This is a genomic window from Ilumatobacter nonamiensis YM16-303, assembly GCF_000350145.1.
Classification (GTDB): domain Bacteria; phylum Actinomycetota; class Acidimicrobiia; order Acidimicrobiales; family Ilumatobacteraceae; genus Ilumatobacter_A; species Ilumatobacter_A nonamiensis.
This window is the reverse complement of record NZ_BAOL01000100.1, coordinates 15,948-34,461: the sequence shown is the minus strand read 5'-3', so window position 1 is coordinate 34,461 and position 18,514 is coordinate 15,948. Positions and strand designations below refer to the sequence as shown.

General features: G+C 67.7%; 17 protein-coding genes. 1 reads left to right on the top strand and 16 read right to left on the bottom strand.

Translation table 11 applies throughout. From position 1 onward, the window contains the following. Nucleotides 1–30 precede the first annotated feature (30 nt). From ON45_RS11085 to ON45_RS11020, 14 genes are all read right to left on the bottom strand, one after another. The gene (locus ON45_RS11085; RefSeq protein ID WP_040493870.1) at nucleotides 31–1,479 is read right to left on the bottom strand and encodes a phytoene desaturase family protein; all 1,449 of its coding nucleotides are present in this window, start codon (nucleotides 1,477–1,479) and stop codon (nucleotides 31–33) included. Further along, nucleotides 1,476–2,252, bottom strand: coding sequence for a carotenoid biosynthesis protein (locus ON45_RS11080; RefSeq protein WP_158412355.1), 777 nt, complete (start codon nucleotides 2,250–2,252; stop codon nucleotides 1,476–1,478). The genes ON45_RS11085 and ON45_RS11080 overlap by 4 nt, the downstream gene beginning before the upstream one ends. 5 nt (nucleotides 2,253–2,257) lie before the next feature. Then, a complete protein-coding gene (locus ON45_RS11075) occupies nucleotides 2,258–3,190 on the bottom strand; it encodes a phytoene/squalene synthase family protein (protein WP_158412353.1) in 933 nt (310 codons plus the stop codon). Nucleotides 3,191–3,296: 106 nt separating this feature from the next. Beyond that, nucleotides 3,297–4,787 carry a phytoene desaturase family protein gene (crtI, locus tag ON45_RS11070; RefSeq protein ID WP_040493881.1) on the bottom strand — a complete coding sequence of 497 codons (1,491 nt, stop codon included), beginning with the start codon at nucleotides 4,785–4,787 and terminating at the stop codon, nucleotides 3,297–3,299. 55 nt (nucleotides 4,788–4,842) lie between these two features. Beyond that, on the bottom strand, nucleotides 4,843–5,904 hold the full coding sequence (locus tag ON45_RS11065; protein ID WP_040493869.1) for a polyprenyl synthetase family protein: 1,062 nt from the start codon (nucleotides 5,902–5,904) through the stop codon (nucleotides 4,843–4,845). A gap of 33 nt (nucleotides 5,905–5,937) precedes the next feature. Further along, on the bottom strand, nucleotides 5,938–6,204 hold the full coding sequence (gene xseB, locus ON45_RS11060; RefSeq protein ID WP_040493867.1) for an exodeoxyribonuclease VII small subunit: 267 nt from the start codon (nucleotides 6,202–6,204) through the stop codon (nucleotides 5,938–5,940). Next, nucleotides 6,201–7,580 (bottom strand): exodeoxyribonuclease VII large subunit, encoded by a 1,380-nt coding sequence (gene xseA / locus ON45_RS21420; protein WP_051062906.1) that lies wholly within the window; start codon nucleotides 7,578–7,580, stop codon nucleotides 6,201–6,203. Before xseA ends, xseB begins: the two co-directional genes overlap by 4 nt. Before the next feature lie 39 nt (nucleotides 7,581–7,619). Further along, on the bottom strand, nucleotides 7,620–8,990 hold the full coding sequence (gene rmuC, locus ON45_RS11050) for a DNA recombination protein RmuC (protein WP_158412352.1): 1,371 nt from the start codon (nucleotides 8,988–8,990) through the stop codon (nucleotides 7,620–7,622). A gap of 61 nt (nucleotides 8,991–9,051) precedes the next feature. After that, complete coding sequence (locus tag ON45_RS11045) at nucleotides 9,052–10,134, bottom strand: sulfate/molybdate ABC transporter ATP-binding protein (RefSeq protein ID WP_051062908.1); 1,083 nt, start codon at nucleotides 10,132–10,134, stop codon at nucleotides 9,052–9,054. After that, nucleotides 10,131–10,922 (bottom strand): ABC transporter permease, encoded by a 792-nt coding sequence (locus tag ON45_RS11040; RefSeq protein WP_040493866.1) that lies wholly within the window; start codon nucleotides 10,920–10,922, stop codon nucleotides 10,131–10,133. The genes ON45_RS11045 and ON45_RS11040 overlap by 4 nt, the downstream gene beginning before the upstream one ends. Continuing rightward, nucleotides 10,919–11,665: a molybdate ABC transporter substrate-binding protein gene (modA, locus tag ON45_RS11035; RefSeq protein WP_040493864.1), complete on the bottom strand. Its 747-nt coding sequence runs from the start codon at nucleotides 11,663–11,665 to the stop codon at nucleotides 10,919–10,921. The genes ON45_RS11040 and modA overlap by 4 nt, the downstream gene beginning before the upstream one ends. A 55-nt stretch (nucleotides 11,666–11,720) precedes the next feature. Then, complete coding sequence (locus ON45_RS11030; RefSeq protein ID WP_040493863.1) at nucleotides 11,721–12,833, bottom strand: metallophosphoesterase family protein; 1,113 nt, start codon at nucleotides 12,831–12,833, stop codon at nucleotides 11,721–11,723. Between the two features lie 50 nt (nucleotides 12,834–12,883). Beyond that, entirely contained in the window at nucleotides 12,884–13,105 is a 222-nt protein-coding gene (locus ON45_RS11025) for a hypothetical protein (RefSeq protein WP_148288646.1), read from the bottom strand. Nucleotides 13,106–13,175: 70 nt separating this feature from the next. Next, the gene (locus tag ON45_RS11020) at nucleotides 13,176–14,717 is read right to left on the bottom strand and encodes an acyl-CoA carboxylase subunit beta (RefSeq protein WP_083914783.1); all 1,542 of its coding nucleotides are present in this window, start codon (nucleotides 14,715–14,717) and stop codon (nucleotides 13,176–13,178) included. 131 nt (nucleotides 14,718–14,848) lie between these two features. On the opposite strand from ON45_RS11020, the gene ON45_RS11015 reads away from it, so the two are divergent. Further along, the gene (locus tag ON45_RS11015; RefSeq protein ID WP_241432192.1) at nucleotides 14,849–15,994 is read left to right on the top strand and encodes an ATP-dependent DNA ligase; all 1,146 of its coding nucleotides are present in this window, start codon (nucleotides 14,849–14,851) and stop codon (nucleotides 15,992–15,994) included. 22 nt (nucleotides 15,995–16,016) lie between these two features. Here ON45_RS11015 and ON45_RS11010 read toward each other — a convergent pair whose 3' ends face one another. Continuing rightward, complete coding sequence (locus tag ON45_RS11010) at nucleotides 16,017–17,918, bottom strand: copper resistance CopC/CopD family protein (protein WP_083914779.1); 1,902 nt, start codon at nucleotides 17,916–17,918, stop codon at nucleotides 16,017–16,019. Between the two features lie 52 nt (nucleotides 17,919–17,970). Then, complete coding sequence (locus ON45_RS11005) at nucleotides 17,971–18,480, bottom strand: hypothetical protein (protein WP_148288645.1); 510 nt, start codon at nucleotides 18,478–18,480, stop codon at nucleotides 17,971–17,973. Between the last annotated feature and the right edge of the window lie 34 nt (nucleotides 18,481–18,514).

Genomic DNA, 18,514 nt, shown 5'->3' with positions numbered 1-18,514 from the left:
CTCCGTGCGCGAACTGTTCACGAGAACGGGTCATGACCAGTCGTCGGTGATCATGTCGGCGACGATGCGGGCGCTGGTCGCCACGAGGGGGAGGCCGCCGCCGGGGTGGCTCGATCCACCCACGAGGTACAGCCCGCGCTTCGTCCCCCGATTGGCGGGCCGCGCGAACGCGGCACGTCGCCCGTTGGACGACGTGCCGTAGATCGCTCCACCCGGCGAGCGGTAGTTGTGCTCGATGTCGGCGGGTGTCATGTGCGCGCAGAACCGGATGCGGCGACGGAGCTCGACTCCGTGGGTCGCCAGTCGTTCGAGCACGAGGTCCCGATAGTGCTCGGCATCCACCTCCACCCCGGGGGGTGTGTTGACGAGCAGGAACCAGTTCTCGTTGTCCTCGGGAGCCTGGCTCGGATCGGTGACGGCGGAGATGCAGCCGTAGATCGTGGGATCGTGCGCGAGTCGTCCGGCGTCGAGCGCGCGAGTCTCCTGGTAGGAGTCGTCGGAGAACCACACGTTGTGGTGGCCGATGTTCTCCGTGCGGCCGCGAACTCCGAGGCACAGTGCGAAGCCACTCGTCGATCGGCCTGCCTTGCGCACGTCCTTCGCTGCAGCCGAGTCCGGGATGAGGTCGTCGTAGAGATGCTGGGCGTCGACGTTGGCGACGACGATCGGAGCGTCGATGAACTCTCCGTCCGCGAGTTCGACGCCGGTGACCCGGTTCGGTGTCGACGTGATCGACACGACCTCGGTCGAGGTGCGGATGAGAACGCCGATGTCGATCGCGACCGTTTCGAGCGCGTTGCGAAGGGCGCCGAGCCCACCCATCGGGTACCAGCAGCCGAAGCGCGCCTCGATGTGAGGGATGCACGCGAGCGTCGCGGGCGCCCTCGCCGCGGACGATCCCGAGTAGGTCGCGTACCGTTCGGCCCATTGGCGGAGCCGGTCGTCGTCGAAGGTGTCGCGAGCGGCTCGACGGAGCGTGCGCATCGCGTCGATGTCGACCAGGTCGCGCGGAGACTCCATCCGCTGCAGCAGCGCGCTCGGTTCGGACATCGGTCCCGCGAAGAAGGTGCGCTCGGCGATCTCCCAGATCGTGCGTCCGTTCTCGTCGAACTCGCGCCACTGCTCGCCCGCGCCCCGAGCGAACACGTCAAATTCCGCGGCGGTGTCGACGCTGTTGTCGGGGACGACGAGCCGTGAGCCGTCTCGCCACGAGTAGCGGAACTGAGGGTCGAGTCGCACCATCGTCAGCTGTTCATCGAGAGATGTTCCCGCGACCTGGAAGATCTCGTCGAGCACGTGAGGCAACGTGACCAGCGACGGGCCGACATCGAAGATGAAGCCGTCGCGTTCGAACGCGGCGAGCTTGCCGCCGACGGCCGCGTTCCGCTCGAGCAGCGTCACGTCGTGGCCGGCGGCGCGGAGGCGGATGGCGGTCGCGAGTCCTCCCACACCGCCACCGACGACGACGGCGCGAGTCATGCTGTTCTCCGTCGGAGTTGGACCGCCGCTGCCGTGGCGAGCGGGAGCATGCCGATGCCGCCCACCGTCGCAACGACGGGGTCGCGGAAGAACCGTGCGAACCCGAGTGTCTGCATGACCGACATGTACCCATATTGACCGACGAGTCGAACATCGGCCGATCCATCGACGTCGCGGCGTCGCCCGTCGGGGTCCTGCACGGGGAGCGCGAGTTCGAACAGCGCCATGATCGCGAGACCGGTGACGAACCATCCGGCGAAGTTGCTGAGCGGGATGCCGCGATAGACACCTCGGCGCGCCCACGCCCAGAATCCCTCGCCGACCATCTGCGGATCGAGGAACAGATCCCACGCGGTCATCGCTGCGGACCCGAGTGCGATCCTGGTCGCCGCCGTCGAGCGCTCGCCGAGCGCAGCATGTGCTGCCTCCCGTGCGGGAAGTCCCATCCCGAACCACGCGAGCGGCACGATGACCGGGACGTGGGCGATCTGCGGCCGGAGCGCATTGGTGTAGGCGTATCGACCGAACGGGACACCGGTGTGCGTGCCGATCCGCTCGACGGCTCCGGTTGCGACGACGGTCGAGGCGCCGGCGATGCCTGCTCGCCGCCCGCCCCACCGCCGAACCGCGTTGGCGGTCGTGGTCGCCCACATGCCGCTCACGACGACCGACGACAGGATCCGTCGCCCACGACCGCGTTGGGGAAGGAGCGGCGTCGCGATCATCCCGGCAACGGTGACGGCGCCGGCGACGGCCGCGATCCGATCGGTCATCCGTGTCATCGGAACAGCGAGACGACGACGCGAGCCTTGTGCATCGTCGAGACCGAGGCACGGGACGTGAACACGTCGTAGTCCTGCGCTTCGATCTGATCGAGGATCTGGCCGTACAGGGTGTGCGCCGCACGGACGCACTTCGCGGAGCGGTCCGGCAGCATCGAGATGCCGACCTCCGCGGAGCGGTACAGATCACGGCAACGCCCGATCTCGAATCGCATCAGATCGATGAATTCCGGCGAGATTCGACGCTCCGCCAGGTCGACGCCGAACTTGTCCGCGTCCTCCTGCGGAATGTACTGGCGGCCTCGATCGAGGTCTTCGTCGATGTCGCGGAGGAAGTTCGTGAGCTGGAACGCGTTCCCCAGGTCGCGTGATCGAGGAAGGGCGAGGTCGTAGTCCGAGGGCTCGAGGATCGGCAGCATCATCTCACCGATCACCGCGGCGGACCCGTCCATGTAGCGGAGCAGATCATCCCACGTGGCGTAGGACTCGACGGTGAGGTCCATCGTCATCGAGGTGAGGAACCGACGGAACGCGTCCGGGTCGATGTCGAACCCGCGCACCGTGTGGACGACGGCTTTGAGCACGGGATCATCCGAGCGGCCGGCGGCGAGGTCGGCGAAGAAGCGGTCGCCGAATTCGGCCAGCGCGGTCGCGCGGTCCTCGGTCGGAACGTCGCGGCCGCCCTGGGACGGGATCTCGTCGACGATGTCGTCGGCGTAGCGGGCGAATGCGTAGAGGGCATGGACGTGGTGCTGCTTGATCCGCGGCAGCAACTTGGTCGACCAGTAGTAGGTGGTGCCGTGGCGCTTGTTGAAGTCCTTGCACACGGCGTAGCTCCCGTCGAGCGTGACAGGACCCTCGGGAAGCAACCGGGTCGTCGGAACCGGTGGTCGACGACGGAACGGCAGGCGGAGCGATCTCGTGCTCACGCCGCAACCCCGTCTTTCGGTGAGATGTGAGTGGTACAGGTCGTCTCACATCTCACCGCAGCGGGATGGCGCGTTCTGTGGTGAGGATTCGGGCGCACAGGTCGTCTCACATCTCACCGGAGCGGTGGTACTGGTCGACGCGTTGGGCGGCGAGTTTCCCGGACACGAGCACCATCGGCACGCCGACGCCGGGCAAGGTCGACGAGCCGGCGAAGACCAGTCCCGGCACGCGTTTGTCGACGTTGTTCGGGCGGAACGGACCGGTCTGGAAGAAGGTGTGGGCGAGCGCGAACGGAGTGCCCTGCTCCATTCCCATGCGCTGCCAGTCCTGCGGGTCGTAGATCTGTTCGACCACGACGTCGGTGGGGTAGCCGAGCGAGTGGACCGTGCGACGGAGCGACCCCATGATCCGGTCTCGTTCCCGCGACCAGTCGATCGTCCCACTCAGACTGGGCGTGGGCTCGAGGACGTACAGGCTGGTGCAGCCGTCGGGAGCGAGCGACGGATCGTCGAGGCTGTGCAGGGTGACGAGGATCGAGGGATCCGGCATCCGGACGCCATCGTCGATGATCGCCTTGAAGGAGCCGTCCCAGTCGTTGCCGAAGTGGATGTTGTGGTGGGCAGCGTCGGCGGGTGGGAGCCCCTCGACACCAGCGACCCACAGGAGGCAGGAGGGCGAGTACTTGCCCTTCCGGGCGGCTCGTGGGGCGCGAACGTCGTCGCCGAGCAGCTCGCGGTACGCGACCGGCAGGTCCGGATTGCAGACGACCGCGTCGGCCTCGACCAGATCCGAGCCGTCACCCTGGCCGATCCGCACGCCGCGAACGGAACCGTTCGCGCCCCGCACGATCTCGGTGACCGGTGACGAGTAGCGGATCGTGACGCCGGCGCGCTCCACCGCGTCGGCGAGTCCGGCGGCCATCTGATGCATGCCACCCTCGGGGACGAACACGCCCTGCACCGAGTCCATGTAGGTGATGACGGCGTAGAGCGCGAGGGCCTCGTAGGGGGCCAGTCCGGCGTACATCGACTGGAAGCTGAAGATCTGCTGGAGGCGGGGGTCGTCGAAGAACGAAGCGACCCGCTTGTCGAGCTTGCCGAAACCGCCGAGCTTGAGCAGCGACAGTCCGTCCCGCCACGGTTTCACCAGATCGAGCGGCGAATCGAAGTTCGCGTCGATGAACGAACGCATCTCGACCGCGTACAGCTGCGCGAGCCAGTCGGAGAACCGTTCGAACGCGGCGGCCTCGCGGTCGTTCGCGAATCGTCGGATCTCCTCGGTCATCGCCTCCCGACCGTGGCGGACGAACAGTGTCGATCCGTCGGGATAGCAGGCGCGGTACATCGGATCGACTGGCTTGATCGTCACGTGGTCGGCCATCGTCGCCCCGGCGGCGGCGAACGCCTCCTCGAGCAGGTCGGGCATGGTCAGCACGGTGGGACCGTTGTCCAGGGTGAAGCCGTGGGACCGGATGACGCCGGCGCGGCCCCCCGGAATCTCCTCTCGTTCGACGATCGTGACGTCGTGATCGGACCGCACGAGGTGCGCCGCTGCCGACAGCCCGCCGAGTCCGGCGCCGATGACCACGACCTTCACGGAGCCGGCCTCCGGGAATGTCCGTTGGTGACCGGCACCGATGACCACGCTCGCATCAGGTGGTGCGTTGGCTGACGTACTCGGCGAGGTCGGCGAGTTCGGACTTGGCCGCGTCGGTGATCGGCGCCGTGTCGAGCGCGGTGAGGGCGGTCTCGGTGAGGACTGAGATGTGTGCCTCGAGCTCGTCGAGGGCTCCGGTCTCGACGATCACCTGCTGGATCCGCGCGATCGTGTCGGTGCTCATGGTCGGATCGCCGACGAGGTCGAGCACTTCGAGTTGACCCGGTGTCGCGCGACGGGTGGCCCGTGCGAGCAGTGGCGTCGGCTTGCCCTCGACCAGGTCACCGCCGACGGGTTTGCCGGTGAGTGCCTCGTCGCCGAAGGCGCCCATGACGTCGTCGCGCATCTGGAATGCGTCGCCGAGCGGAAGGCCGTAGGAGCTGAGCGCGGGGAACAACTCATCGGCGCGCTCCGGGGCCGCGAGCGCAGAGCCCAGATGAAGGGGTCGCTCGATCGTGTACTTCCCCGACTTGTACCGACAGATCCGTTCGGCGCGTGCGATTTCCCGGGTTCGGCTGACACCTCCGAGGATGTCCAGGTACTGACCGATGTTCAGTTCGATGCGCAGTTCGTTCCACGTGCTCACAGCGATGGAGTTGGCGCCGTGCAGGAGCTGATCGGCGTACACGAAGCAGAGGTCGCCGACCAGGATCGCGACGCCTTCTCCGAAACGACGTGATTCGCCGGCCCATCCGTTGTCGGCGTGCTCTTTCGCGGCGACGACGTGGGTGGTTGGCTGGTTGCGTCGTGAGTCGGCGTCGTCCATCACGTCGTCGTGGAACAGCGCGAATGCGTGCATCAATTCGAAGGCTGCACCCGCGTCGATGTCCTCCTGTTCGTCCGTCCCGCCGCCGGCGCCGACGTAGCCCCAGTGACAGAACGCCGGCCGGAGACGCTTGCCGCCGGACATGACCAACCGGCGGATCTCGTCGATGGGCTGGGCGAGCTCGGGATCGAACGACGACCACCGTTCGTGTTCGACCGTGAGGAACTCGTCGAGGCGTCGATCGACCCGCGCGGCCAGCTCAGACAGGGAGGCGGGAGGACTGCCGGGCATGGTGGCTGAGGCTAACCAGTGCCCTGAGTGACGTCATCTCGTGCTCGAATTCTCCTGGTCGGCGGCGAGGTCGGCCGCGGCATCGAGGTCGGCGGTGACCTGACGGATCTGGAGGTCGGCCGTGGTGATCTTGTCGCGGCAGACGGTGATCAGCTCCGAGGCGCGCGCGACTCGCTCGGCGAGTCGGTCGACGTCGACGTCGGATCCCTCCAGCTCGCGGAGGATGCCGTCGAGTTCGCGCAGGGCGTCGGCGTAGCCGGGTGTGGTGTCGGAGTGGTCGCTGGCGTCGGTGGTGGTCATGCGTCGGCATCACTTTCGGAGTCGGGACGGGGCTGGACGGCGTCGACCACGCTGGTGATCGCGCCATCGATGACGTGGGTGGTGAGGGTGTCGCCGGGAGCGACGTCGTCGGTGGACCGCACGATGCCACCGCTCGGGTTGCGGGTGATGGTCCACCCGCGTGCGAGTTGAACCGCGGGGTCGACGGAGGCGATGCGCGCTTCGAGCACCGCGAGGCGATTCGTCTCGCGTTCGATGGTCATCGTCGCTCGATCGAGCAGCCGCTCGCCGGCAGCGTCGAGACGGACCGTGGAGCGGGCGAGGGCTGCGGGAGCGGTGGCGACGAGTCGATCCCGGCGAGTCGCGAGCCGTTCGTTCGCGCGCTCGATGGCCGCCGTGGTTCGGCCGGCGATCCGATGCGCGACGTTGGTGAGCGTGCGGTCGGCCTCGTCGGTCGTCGCGAGCGATCGGCGGACAATGGCTTCGAACGTGTTCTCGGCGTCGTCGACGTAGCGCGCCACGTGCTCGACGAGGGCGCCGGCACATGCGGTCGGCGTCTTCAATGCGGTGTGTGCGACCTCGTCGGCGATCGTCCGGTCGACCTCGTGTCCGATGCCGGTGAACACCGGACACGGGACCATCGCGATCGTGTGGGCGATGCGTTCGCTGTCGAACACGGCGAGTTCGTTCTTCGCCCCGCCGCCGCGAATGACGACGATCGCGTCGAGCACTCCCTTGCGAGCGCCCCGCGCGAGCGTGCCGATCGCCCCCGCGACCATGCGGTCGGCGCCGTCGCCTTGCACCCTGGTGTCGGCGACGACGAGGTCGAATGCGAAACCGCTCCCGAGGAGCTCGCTGTGGAAGTCGGCGAAGCCCGCCGACTCGACGCTGGCGGCAACTCCGATCCGCAGCGGAATCGGCGACAACTGGTGCCGCTTGTTGAAGCCGGTCATTCCGCTCGCGACCAGCCGACTGAGGATCTCGTCACGTGACTGGGCGATCTCGCCGAGCGTGTACCGGGGGTCGATGTCGATCATCTTCAAGCCGAGGGTGCCCCGCGGCTTGTAGAAGTCGAGGAATCCGTGGATCCGGACCTTCATGCCGTCGCGTAGATCGAGTCGGTTCGATCGGAGCTTCGGCGTGAGACGGGCGATCGCCGGCGCGAACAGCTTGACCTCGATCTTCGCCTCGGACCCGCGCTCCTTCTCGACGAGCGAGAAGTAGATGTGCGGCCCGCCGCGCTTCAGCCCGTTGATCTCGCCCCGGACCCACACGCCGTCGCGGAACCCGCGGCGCAGCTGATCGTCGATCGCATCGGCCAGCTCACCGACGGAGAACGTGATGTCGCCGGGCTCGTCGACCGGAGCGTCGTCGAAGTCGAAAGCCGGCTGGGACATCACGTTCAGCCTGCCACCGGAACCACCCGGAGCGGTCGCTCAGGCTCCGAGCTGGCGAACGTTGCCGTTCGGCGGCGTCTCGTCGTCGGCATCGGGCTCGAGGGCGAACAGCTCGCCGTCGACGGGCAGGTTCCGCTGCTGGCGGATCGATTCGAGTTCCCGCAGCGGCCGTTCGAGCGCACGGCGACGAGTTCCCGACAGTGCCTCGAACTCCCGCTCGACACCTTCGAACCGCTTCTTGACCTTCTCGACCTGGTCGGCGTACTTGGTGTACTGCGTTCCGAACTTGCCGATCAGTTGCAGGATCTCGGAGCTGGTCTGCTCGATCTGGAAGTTGTCCTGCGCCTGACGGATCACGCCGAGGAACGCGAACAGCGTCAACGGTGAGCACATCACGACCTGCTGGCTCATGGCGTCTTCCAACAGGCCCGGATCATTCTCGTGGATGAACCCGGTCAGCTGTTCGTTCGGGATGAACAGCAGCACGTTGTCGATCGAGGAGCCGCTGCCGGCGCTGGCGTACTCGCGCTTCGCGAGTTCCTTGACCCGGGCCCGGACGTCGGTGAGGAACTGCTTGAGGTGGGTTTCACGTTCGGCGTCGGTGCCGGCTTCCAGATAGCGGAGGTAGGCGGCCATGGGGAACTTGACGTCCATGAACAGCGACTGCCCCTTGGGCATGCTGAACGTGAAGTCGGGGCGACCGGTTCCACCCTCGATCTGGGTCTGCTTGACGTAGTTGACGTTCTCGACGAAACCCGCCAACCGCAGCACGTCCTCGGCCATCCGCTCACCCCATTGACCGCGGGCCTGAGGATTCGCGAGCGCAGAGCGCAGCGCCTGCGTCGACTCCGAGAGCGTGTTCGCGACCTCCATGTGCGCACGAATCGAGTTCTCGACCTCGCCGAACTTCTGGGCACTGGTCTGGCCGAGGGTGGTGAGCAGTTCGGTGACCTTCGCCAGTTCGCCCCGCATCTCCGCGTGGACCTGGTCGAGTCGGGCGTCGATGACGTCCTTCTTCGCGCCGAGATCGGCCGCCGTGTTCTCCTTGAGCTGGCTGGTCGTCGAATCGAGCTGTTCGCGCACCTGCGTGGTGGTGGCGGTGAGGTGAGCGGTCTGGCGGGCGAGCGACGCCTCGAACTGCTCGCGCTGGAGTACGGCCGACTGTTCGAGCGCGGCCTGGACGGCGGCATCGCGCTCGGCGCTGGCCTGTGCCCGAGCCTCGGTGACCGCACGGGTCACTGCGGAATCCACGGCCGCCTGCACCGCATCGGACGTGGTGGCCTGCTGCATCGAACGCTCGGCTTCGGCCTGCTGAGCGGCGCGTTCGCCCTGCGCGGTGGCGTAGACGAAGGCGGCTCCGGCAGCGGCCAGTGCCATCAACACGGCGACGATCATCACGGCAATCAACATGGGGTCCATCATGACGTGGGGGTACTTCAGAGTTCGCGGATGCCGTCCGGACGAACGCCGGTCACGCGGGGCTGACGGAGATCTCGGTTGCCTTGACCGCCGCCCAGACCGGCTCGTCCGGGCGCAGACCGAGCGCGGCGACCGCTTCGGGCGTGACGTCGACGGCGATCGGCACCGGGCCGCCCAGCGTCACGCGCACCGTATCGCCCAGCGGTTCGACGATCTCGACGACCGCCGCCCATGTGTTGCGCTGGCTCCCGGTCGGTTGGGCCGGATGGAGCGACACCGCATTCGGGTGAACGGTCAGCATCACCGCCCCCGCCAACGTGTGATCGGTGATCGTGAACCGGTGGTCGTGGTCGGCCAGCTCGACGGAACCGTCGTCGGCTCGGCCGACGTACAGGTTCGTTCCCGTCAGCGCGGCGACGTACGGCGTGGCGGGGGAGTGGCGGATCTCGTCGGGAGTGCCCGCCTGCGTGATCCGGCCGGACTCGATGACCAACAGGCGATCGGCGAGCAGGAACGCGTCCGACGGATCATGGGTCACCAACAGCCGTGGACCGGGGAACGCGCGGAGCTGGTCGCGCAGCACGCGGCGGATCTCGGATCGAGTCGTCACGTCCAGCGCGGCGAGTGGCTCGTCGAGCAGGAGGACGTGGGGCTCGGCGGCGAGCGTTCGTGCGATCGCGACCCGCTGGGCCTCGCCGCCGGACAGCTCGTGCGGCCGCCGTTTCACGAGGGCGCCGAGATCCAACAGGTCGATCCATTGCGTCGCCGCACGTCGTGCGGCCGAAGATCGGGCACCAGCGGATCGCGGTCCGAAGGCGACGTTGTCGAGCACGCTCAGGTGGTCGAACAGGCGGTGCTCCTGGAAGACGATTCCCACACGTCGCTGATCCGGCGGAACCCACGTCCCCGCAGATGTATCGGTCAGCACGCGCCCATCGACGACGACCCGGACCTCGGCGTCGTCCGCGATGTCGGCGAGCCCGGCGATCGTGGTCAGAATCGACGACTTCCCGGCGCCGTTGGGACCGAGCAACGCGGTGGTGCTGCCAAATGGAACGTCGAGGTCGACGTCGATCGTGAACTCGGAGCGCGGCACGTCGATGCGTGCGGTCAAGCCGTTCAGCGATTCGCTCATGCCGTCCGCCCCCACCAGCGCCCGCCCAGGACGACCAGCACGGCGACGGAGATGACGACCATCATCAGGCTGATCGCGATGGCGGCGTCACGGTTCGAGTCGAGCGACACGAACACCGCCAACGGCAGGGTCTGTGTGCGGCCCTGGAGGTTGCCGGCGAAGGTGATCGTGGCTCCGAACTCGCCCAATGCCCGTGCCCACGCCAGCACGATTCCCGCACGGAGCGAGGGTCCGATCATCGGCAACGTCACCCGCCGGAAGACGGTCAGCGGCGACGCTCCGAGGCTGGCCGCGGCCTGCTCGTGCCGACCGTCGAGTGACGACATCGCTCCTTCGACCGTGATCACCAGGAACGGCATCGCCACGAACGTGTTGGCGATGATGACCCCCCACGTCGAGAACGGCAGGACCAGACCGGTCGCGTCGGCCAACGGTTCGCCGACGACACCTCGTCGCCCGAGCGCGAACAGGAGGGCGGCGCCGCCGACGACCGGCGGGAGCACCATCGGGAGCGTGACGATCGCCCGGAGCAATGACCGACCACGGAAGTCGATGCGACTCAGCACCCACGCCAGCGGCACGCCGAGCACGGTCGCCAGGATCGCCGCGGCGATCGACGTGACGAGCGACAGTCGCAGTGCATCGGTGACCACGTCGTCGGTGAGGAGCGAGGTGAGATCGGACCACGGCGTCACGCCCAGCAGCCCGATCAGCGGGAGCACGAACAGTGCGGCGCCGATCGTGGCCAGGACCGCAAGGATCCACGGCGGCCGTCGCGTCGGACTCATCGTTCCCCGAATCCGGCGTCGGCGAGGATCTGCCGGCCCTCAGCGGAGAGGACGAAGTCGAGGAACCGCTCGGCGTCGTCGGGGCGCGACGATTCGCTCACCGCCGCGATCGGGTACTCGGCGCGTACGGCGATTCCGTCGGGAAGCGGGATCAGCTCGAGCTCGTCCGGGAACGCATCGACGTCGGTCGCGTACACCAGTCCGGCGTCGAGCTCGCCCGCAGCGATCTTGGCGGCGAGCGAGCGGACGTCGGGCTCCTGGGTGTCGAGCGAGGCGTCGACCTCCGCCCGGTCGAGCAGTTCCGCGGCATATCGACCGCACGGAACCTGCGGGGCACACACGCCGACGAGCAGATCCGGGTTCGTCAGGTCGTCGAGGGAGGTGACACCGCCGGGATTGTCGGCCGGCGTCACGAGAACCAGTGCGTTCGTCGCGAACACCGTGGGGTCGTCGACGAGATCGTCGTCGACCAGTGCGGCCATCGGTGAGGCGTCGGCGAATGCGACGACGTCGGCCGGAGCCCCTTCTTCGACCTGCACCTGCAAGGCGCTGCTCCCCCCGAAGCTGACCTCGATGTCGAGATCCGGGTTCGCTGCTTCGAACTCGGTCTCCATCGTGGCGAACGCATCGGTGAGTGAGGCCGCTGCGAGCACCAGCACCGGATCATCGTCCGGGCCACCACAACTCACGGCGGACACACTGACGACGGCCGCCGTGGCGAGAGCGGTCGTGATCCGGGCCATGCGGCGACAAACGTAGTGGAGCCTTGCGCCGACCCGGCGGGACGACGGCGACGCCTCACCGATGCGTGGGGATCACGAAGCAGCGGTCGTCGAGCGTGCCGAGCGCGTAGGTCGCGTAGTCGATGTCGAAGTCGGAGTACAGACCGCGGCACGATTCGCTCCAGGCCAACGCCTCGGGGGACGAGACGCGGTGCACGACCTGCATGATCCCGTCGTCGTGGACCCGGTACTCGGCCCACGTACCGGGGAAGTCCTTCGTGCAACCGATCTCGATGCTCGGGACACCGGACCGGGTCATCGCTCTCAGCCGGTGACGATGCGTGTGGCCCGCGGCATACGCGACGATCGAGTTCCGGCGCGCACACACGTCATCGAGACGGTCGCTGGCGTCCGGATGGAGGCCGAAGTAGTCCTCGCTGCGTTTCGCATCGCGCGGGTCGGTGCCGGGTCCCGCGATCCATTGCTGGTGGTGGCCCATGGCGAACACCGGTTGCGTCGATACGGAGGCGAGCGCGTCGAGCCAGTCGGCTTGTTCGATGGTGAAGTCGCCGGTGGTGGCACCGGGGATCACCGTGTCGATCAGTGCGATCGTCACGCCGTCGAGGTCGATGTGCTGGTCGCCTGCGTAGTCCGATTGATGGCGGTATCCGTCGTGGTTGCCGCGCACGACGTGCAAGCGGTCACCGAAGGGTTCCCGGTAGCACCGCTCGAACGCCGCGAACTCGTCGTCGGTCCCGTCGAGCGACAGGTCGCCTTTCACCACCACCGCGTCGGCGTCGATCTGATCGATCTCGTGGGCCGCGCCGCGGTTCATCACCTCCGGGTACGGCTCGGCGCCGGGTTCGGGTCGTCGAATCGGGCCCATCTCGAGGTCGTCGATCTGACCCGCGGCGAGCTCGCCGAAGTGCACATCGTTCACGGTGGCGAGCACGGAGAGGCGCGCACCCGTCAGGGCCGGAAGGGTGCGCACCGGGACGGCGAAGACGTCCGTGTCGTATGACGATCCGACCGGCGCCGGAACGTCGAGGCGGTGGTCGGTGTCGGCTTCGAGACCGTCGAAGCGGTGGACCGCGACGTCGAACGTGCCGGGACGGGTCACGTGAACGACGGCTTCGGTGTCGGACACCGTGGTGACGTCGATGATCGGAGCGCCGTCGGGCTCGTTCATCTCGTGATCATTCCACGCCGTGCACGAGGGAGCGTGTCAGTTCGATTGGGTCAGGGCCGGAAGGGACGGTCCCGGCGGAACGGAACGGGCTTGCTCCACCAGCGTCCGGAGAACCGCCACGCCCGCGTGCGGGGCGCTTCGTCGTCGGCGACCATCATGACCGGGCGCGGCCACAGCGCCTCGGTGGCGGCCATGATCGCGACGGCTTCCTCGTCGGTGGGCGCAGGCGACATCACCACACCCGACGGGGGAGGAAGATCGTTCAGTGACACGGCGGTGAGAGTATCCGAGGAAGGTGGAGCACCGAAAATGTTCATCGGCGACTGGCACCGACGAACATTGTCAGAGGGGGACGTTGCCGTGCTTGCGCTTGGGGAGTTCCTCGCGCTTGGTGGAGAGCATCCGCAGACCGGCCACCAGCTTGCGGCGTGTCTCGGACGGCTCGATCACGTCGTCGACGTAACCGCGTTCGGCGGCCGCGTACGGGTTCGCGTAGCGCTCGGTGTAGTCCTCGACGAGCTCGGCGCGGCGGGCGGCGGGATCCGCGGCCTGCTGGAGTTCACGGCGGTAGACGATCTCGACCGCACCCTGCGGACCCATCACGGCGAGTTCGGCCGAGGGCCAGGCGAACGACAAGTCGGACCCGATCGACTTCGAGTCCATGACGACGTAGGCGCCGCCGTACGCCTTGCGGGTGATCACCGAGATGCGGGGCACGGTCGCCTCGCAGTACGCGTACAGGAGCTTGGCGCCGTGGCGGATGATGCCGCCGTACTCCTGATCGACACCGGGAAGGAAGCCCGGCACGTCCACGAACGTGATCAGCGGGATGTTGAACGAGTCGCACGTGCGCACGAAGCGTGCGGCCTTCTCGGCGGATTCGATGTCGAGCACGCCGGCGAGGATCTTGGGCTGGTTGCCCACGATGCCGACCGGCTTGCCGTCGATGCGAGCGAACCCGCAGATGATCGACTTCGCCCAGTGCGGGAAGTACTCGAAGAACTCGCCGTCATCGACGCAGTGGCCGACCAGCTCGACCATGTCGTACGGCATGTTCGGCGAATCGGGGAGGATCGTGTTCAGCTCGGGGCACGACCGGTCGGGGTCGTCGCCGAGGTCCTCGACCGGCGGCTCCTCGAGGTTGTTCGACGGCAGGAAGCCGAGCAGGAACCGGACGTCGTCCAGGCACGCCTTCTCGTCGCCCGACACGAACGTGGCGACGCCGGATTTCGACGCGTGGCTCATCGCGCCGCCGAGTTCCTCGAGGGTGACGTCCTCACCGGTGACCGTCTTCACGACGTCGGGACCCGTGATGAACATGTGGCTGGTCTCGCGCACCATGAAGATGAAGTCGGTCATCGCGGGCGAGTACACGGCGCCACCGGCGCACGGGCCGAGGATCACCGAGATCTGCGGGACGACGCCCGACGCCTGCACGTTGCGACGGAAGATGCCGCCGTAGCTGGCGAGGCTGACCACGCCCTCCTGGATGCGCGCCCCCGCACCGTCGTTGAGGCCGACGACCGGGGCGCCGACCTTGGCGGCGAGGTCCATCAACTTGTGGATCTTCTCGGCGAACACCTCGCCGAGCGCGCCGCCGAACACGGTGAAGTCCTGGGAGAACACGAACACCTTGCGGCCCTCGACCGTTCCCCAACCGGTGACGACACCGTCGGTGTACGGCCGGTCGTCGAGGCCCGACGTGTGGGCACGGTGGCGGGCGAGCAGGTCGAGCTCGTGGAACGAATCGTCGTCGAGGAAGTAGTCGAGACGCTCGCGAGCGAGCATCTTGCCCTTCTCGTGTTGGCGTTCGACCGAACGCTCGGAGCCGGCGTGCAGTGCCTGCTCCCGACGGTCGGCGAGGTCGGCGATCTTTTCTTGCATCGTCACGGCCCCGAAGCTACCGCAGTGGACCCGAACGGCCCCGGTCCGCATCCGGCCACCTGTGTTCCCGTCGCGATTCCGCCCGGAATCCGCAGCGATCCGCGACGAGAACGAAGCGGATGGTCGCAGGGATGCGCCAGAATCGGGAGATGGCCGAGGTCGACGACACACCCTGGAATCTGCCGGTGCAACCTCCGGTCGAGCCGATGCTCGCGAAGTTGTCCCGCAAGATTCCGGATGGGGACGAGGAGTGGCTGTTCGAACCGAAGTGGGACGGCTTCCGGTGCGTCGTGTTCTGCGAGGGGGATCGCATCGAGCTGTTCTCGCGCAAGCTGAAACCACTCGCGCGGTACTTCCCCGAACTGATCGAGCCGCTGAAGCACGCGCTGCCGGATCGCTGCATCGTCGACGGCGAGATCGTCGTGCCCGACGGTGGCGACCACGGACTCGACTTCGACGCGCTCCTCCAGCGGATCCATCCCGCCGAGTCACGCATCAACCGACTCGCGGCCGAGACGCCGTCCGAGTTCGTCGCGTTCGACGTCCTCGCAGTCGGCGACCGATCGCTGATGGACGATCCGATGGTCGATCGTCGCACCGTGCTGCTCGACATCGTCGACGTCAACGACACCGTGCGGATCACGCCCGCGTCGACCGATCGAGCGCAGGCCGAGGAGTGGTTCTCGGCGTTCGAGGGCGCCGGGCTCGACGGAGTGATCGCCAAGCCGGTCGACGGCCCGTACGCCCCGGGCAAGCGATCGTTGCTCAAGGTGAAGCACGTCCGAACCGCCGACTGCGCGGTGCCCGGCTACCGGATCCACAAGGACGGCAACGGGGTCGGCTCGCTGCTGCTCGGGCTCTACACCGGCGACGGTGACCTGCGGTCGGTCGGCGTCGCGGCGTCGTTCAGTGTGAAGCGCCGCGCCGAACTGCTCGACGAGTTGTCACCGCGCGCGGGCGACGACGCGCTGATCGATCACCCGTGGGTCGACTGGGCGACGTGGCAGGAGGAGCAGCAGGTGCGCAAGGCGGAGAACGACGCAGCGGGCAAGCCGACGCCCCCGTCGGCCGGAAGCCGCTGGAACGCCGGCAAGGATCTGTCGTTCGTCCCGATCCGGATGGGACTCGTCGCCGAGGTCACGTTCGGCCAACTCGAAGGCGGTCGCTTCCGCCACGGTGTCGGGTTCGTCCGCTGGCGCCCCGACCGCAGTCCGGAGTCGTGCGGCTTCGATCAACTCGACGTCGCCACACCGGTTCGGTTCTCCGACCTGTTCTGACCGCACACCCCTTCGGGGTGAGTCAGGCGTCGGTGGTGGGGGCCTCGGTCGAGTCGGTGGCGCTCGCGGGCGGATCCGTGGCGTCGTCGGTCGAGCCCTCGCCGGTCTGGTCGGTGACCTGGTAGATCTGCGGCGTGCTCTCGACCGGTCCGCCGGCCGTGTTCGCGACGACCTGGATCGTCCAGTCGCCGGCGATGCTGATCGGGAGTCCGATCGCTTCGTCACGTACAGCGAAACCGGACTCGGTCAGCGGAACGGGTTGACGGATCGCGGACAGGTTCTGGTCGTTGTCGGGAGCCGTCAGCACGACCGCCAGGCCACTCAGATCCTCGTCGGGCTGAATCACCTCGACCTCGAGTCCGACCAGCCCGATCTGGCTGTCGGTCAGGCGAATCCGAACGTCGAGGGTGCCGGCCTCGTCGGTGTGGGTCTGGCTGACCTCGTAGTCGATCAAGGACGTCGGGCTGATGTTCGGTGGCGCCAACGCGAGCAGCCACGCACTCAGGGCCAGCGTGAGAACACCGATGCCTGCTTCGGCACCGAACGCGCGACGGAGTCGATCCGCCAGCGGCACGCTCATCTGTTGGGCGCGGTTGAGTCGTTGGGTGACGAACTGGCGGGCGGAGAAGGCGACGAAGATCATCACCGCCACGATCACGGTCTTCAGGACGACGACCCGGCCGTGGCCGCTCTGGAACAACGCACCACCGTCGAGGCGGAACATCTGGACCAAGCCGGTTGCGATGGTGACGATGATCGCCGGCGTCGAGACTCTGCCGAATCCGCGAACGGCGTGGATGAGGTCCTCATCGCCCGGTCCGGAGAGGACCACCCGAGCGAGGAGCACGACGCCACCGACCCAGACCGCCATGGCGAGAGCGTGGAGGATGCCCATGACGACACCGAGTGCGACCCAGTCGCCGGAGGTGCGGGTGATGCCGAGCAGGGCGGTGCACAGCCCGGGGATGCCGAGCGCGGCGAGCTGCGTCGTCGGATCGATGACCCGCTCCGGCCGGAACGCCGGCCAGGCGGCCGCCGCCAACAGCACGACTCGAAGCAGCACGGCGCGACCGGACCAACCGGCGTCGAGCAGGTCGAGCCAGGTGCCGGGACTGAACGGTCCGCCGCCTCCTTCGGGTGTGACCGCGGCAGCAGCGAGTCCGGTGAAGATGACGGTGACGACCATCGACACCACCCACACGAGGCGCAGGAACTTGATCGTGACCAGGTACTCGACGCCCTCGGGCCACGCCGCGGTGATGAGCACGAGGGAACCGAACAACACGGCGATACCGAGAGTGGACAGGAACTGGAACAGCCCCACCGCGGCATCGCCCTCGCTGGCGACCGAGAAGTCGACGACCGGTACGTCATCCTCCGCCGTGGCATCGGAGCCTTCGGTCGTGTCCGCGTCGGTCGAGGTGGGAGGGGACGTGGTGGACGTGGGGTCGGTCGCGCCGGTTTCGGGAGCGACGCCACCTTCCGGATCGGCGTTCTCGACGACGAAGGTGATGACCCCTCGGCCGTTCGGCTCGCCGTCGGTGTTGCTCACGCCCCACCGAGCGGTGCACGTGCCGCTGGGAATCGCCCCGGTGATCTCGACCTCGAGGGTGTTCCCGTCGACGACTTCGGGCTGCGGCAGGGAGACCGGTTGGGCTTCGCAGTCGAGGGCGATGGTGTTGTCCTCACCGAGGTCCTCGGCGAATCCGATCACGATGGCGTCGGGAGCGACGTCGAGCACCGCGCCGGTGGACGGTGACGAGTTGACGACCTCGTTGTCGGCGTGGGCGGTTCCGGTCGAGAAACCGAGCAGGGCGAGGATCGTGACGGCGACGACGACCACCCACTGCCGCACGTGGCGCGCGGCTCTTCCGTCGGCGCGGTCGCGCCGCTCGTGACGAGAAGATGACAGGAGTGTGATCACGCTGCGCCGAGGTTAGTGGTCACACTCGGTGTGAACGTGCGATCGGAGCGCGTCACGCGACCTCCCGCGCCTGACATCCGGCCAGGCCCATCTCGGTCGCGAGGTCGTCTCGACCGAGGGTGAGCTCGGCGATTTCGGTGGTCAGCTCGCCGAGAACGACGTCGTCGGGGGCGTCGCCGGCGAGCGCCTCGCTCAGCGACATCCACAGGGCGGACTGGTTCTCCGTGTTCTCGATGAACGACGCGTGGTCCGTTCGCCGGGTCTCGCCGACGCTGATCTCGTCGAATGCCGTCGCCTCGTCGCGGAGCGCCAATGACACCTCGCCGGCCCAGTCCGCCCGGCTGATCTCGTCCGGCGGCGTCGGCAGTCGTGCGAGTCGGTCGGTCGTGGCGGCGCAGATCTCGTTCATCGATTCTGGGTAGTCCGCACCGCTGAGTTCGGGGCCGTCGTCGCCGCTTCCGCTCGTGCTCGAACAGCCGGTACTCGCCAGCACGAGCGCGACGATGATCAGGGCTGCGACCACGAAAACGACGCGGCGTCGGGTGTCGGAAGACATGGCCACGATGCGAATCTAGGGCGCCGCGGCTCCGATCGTG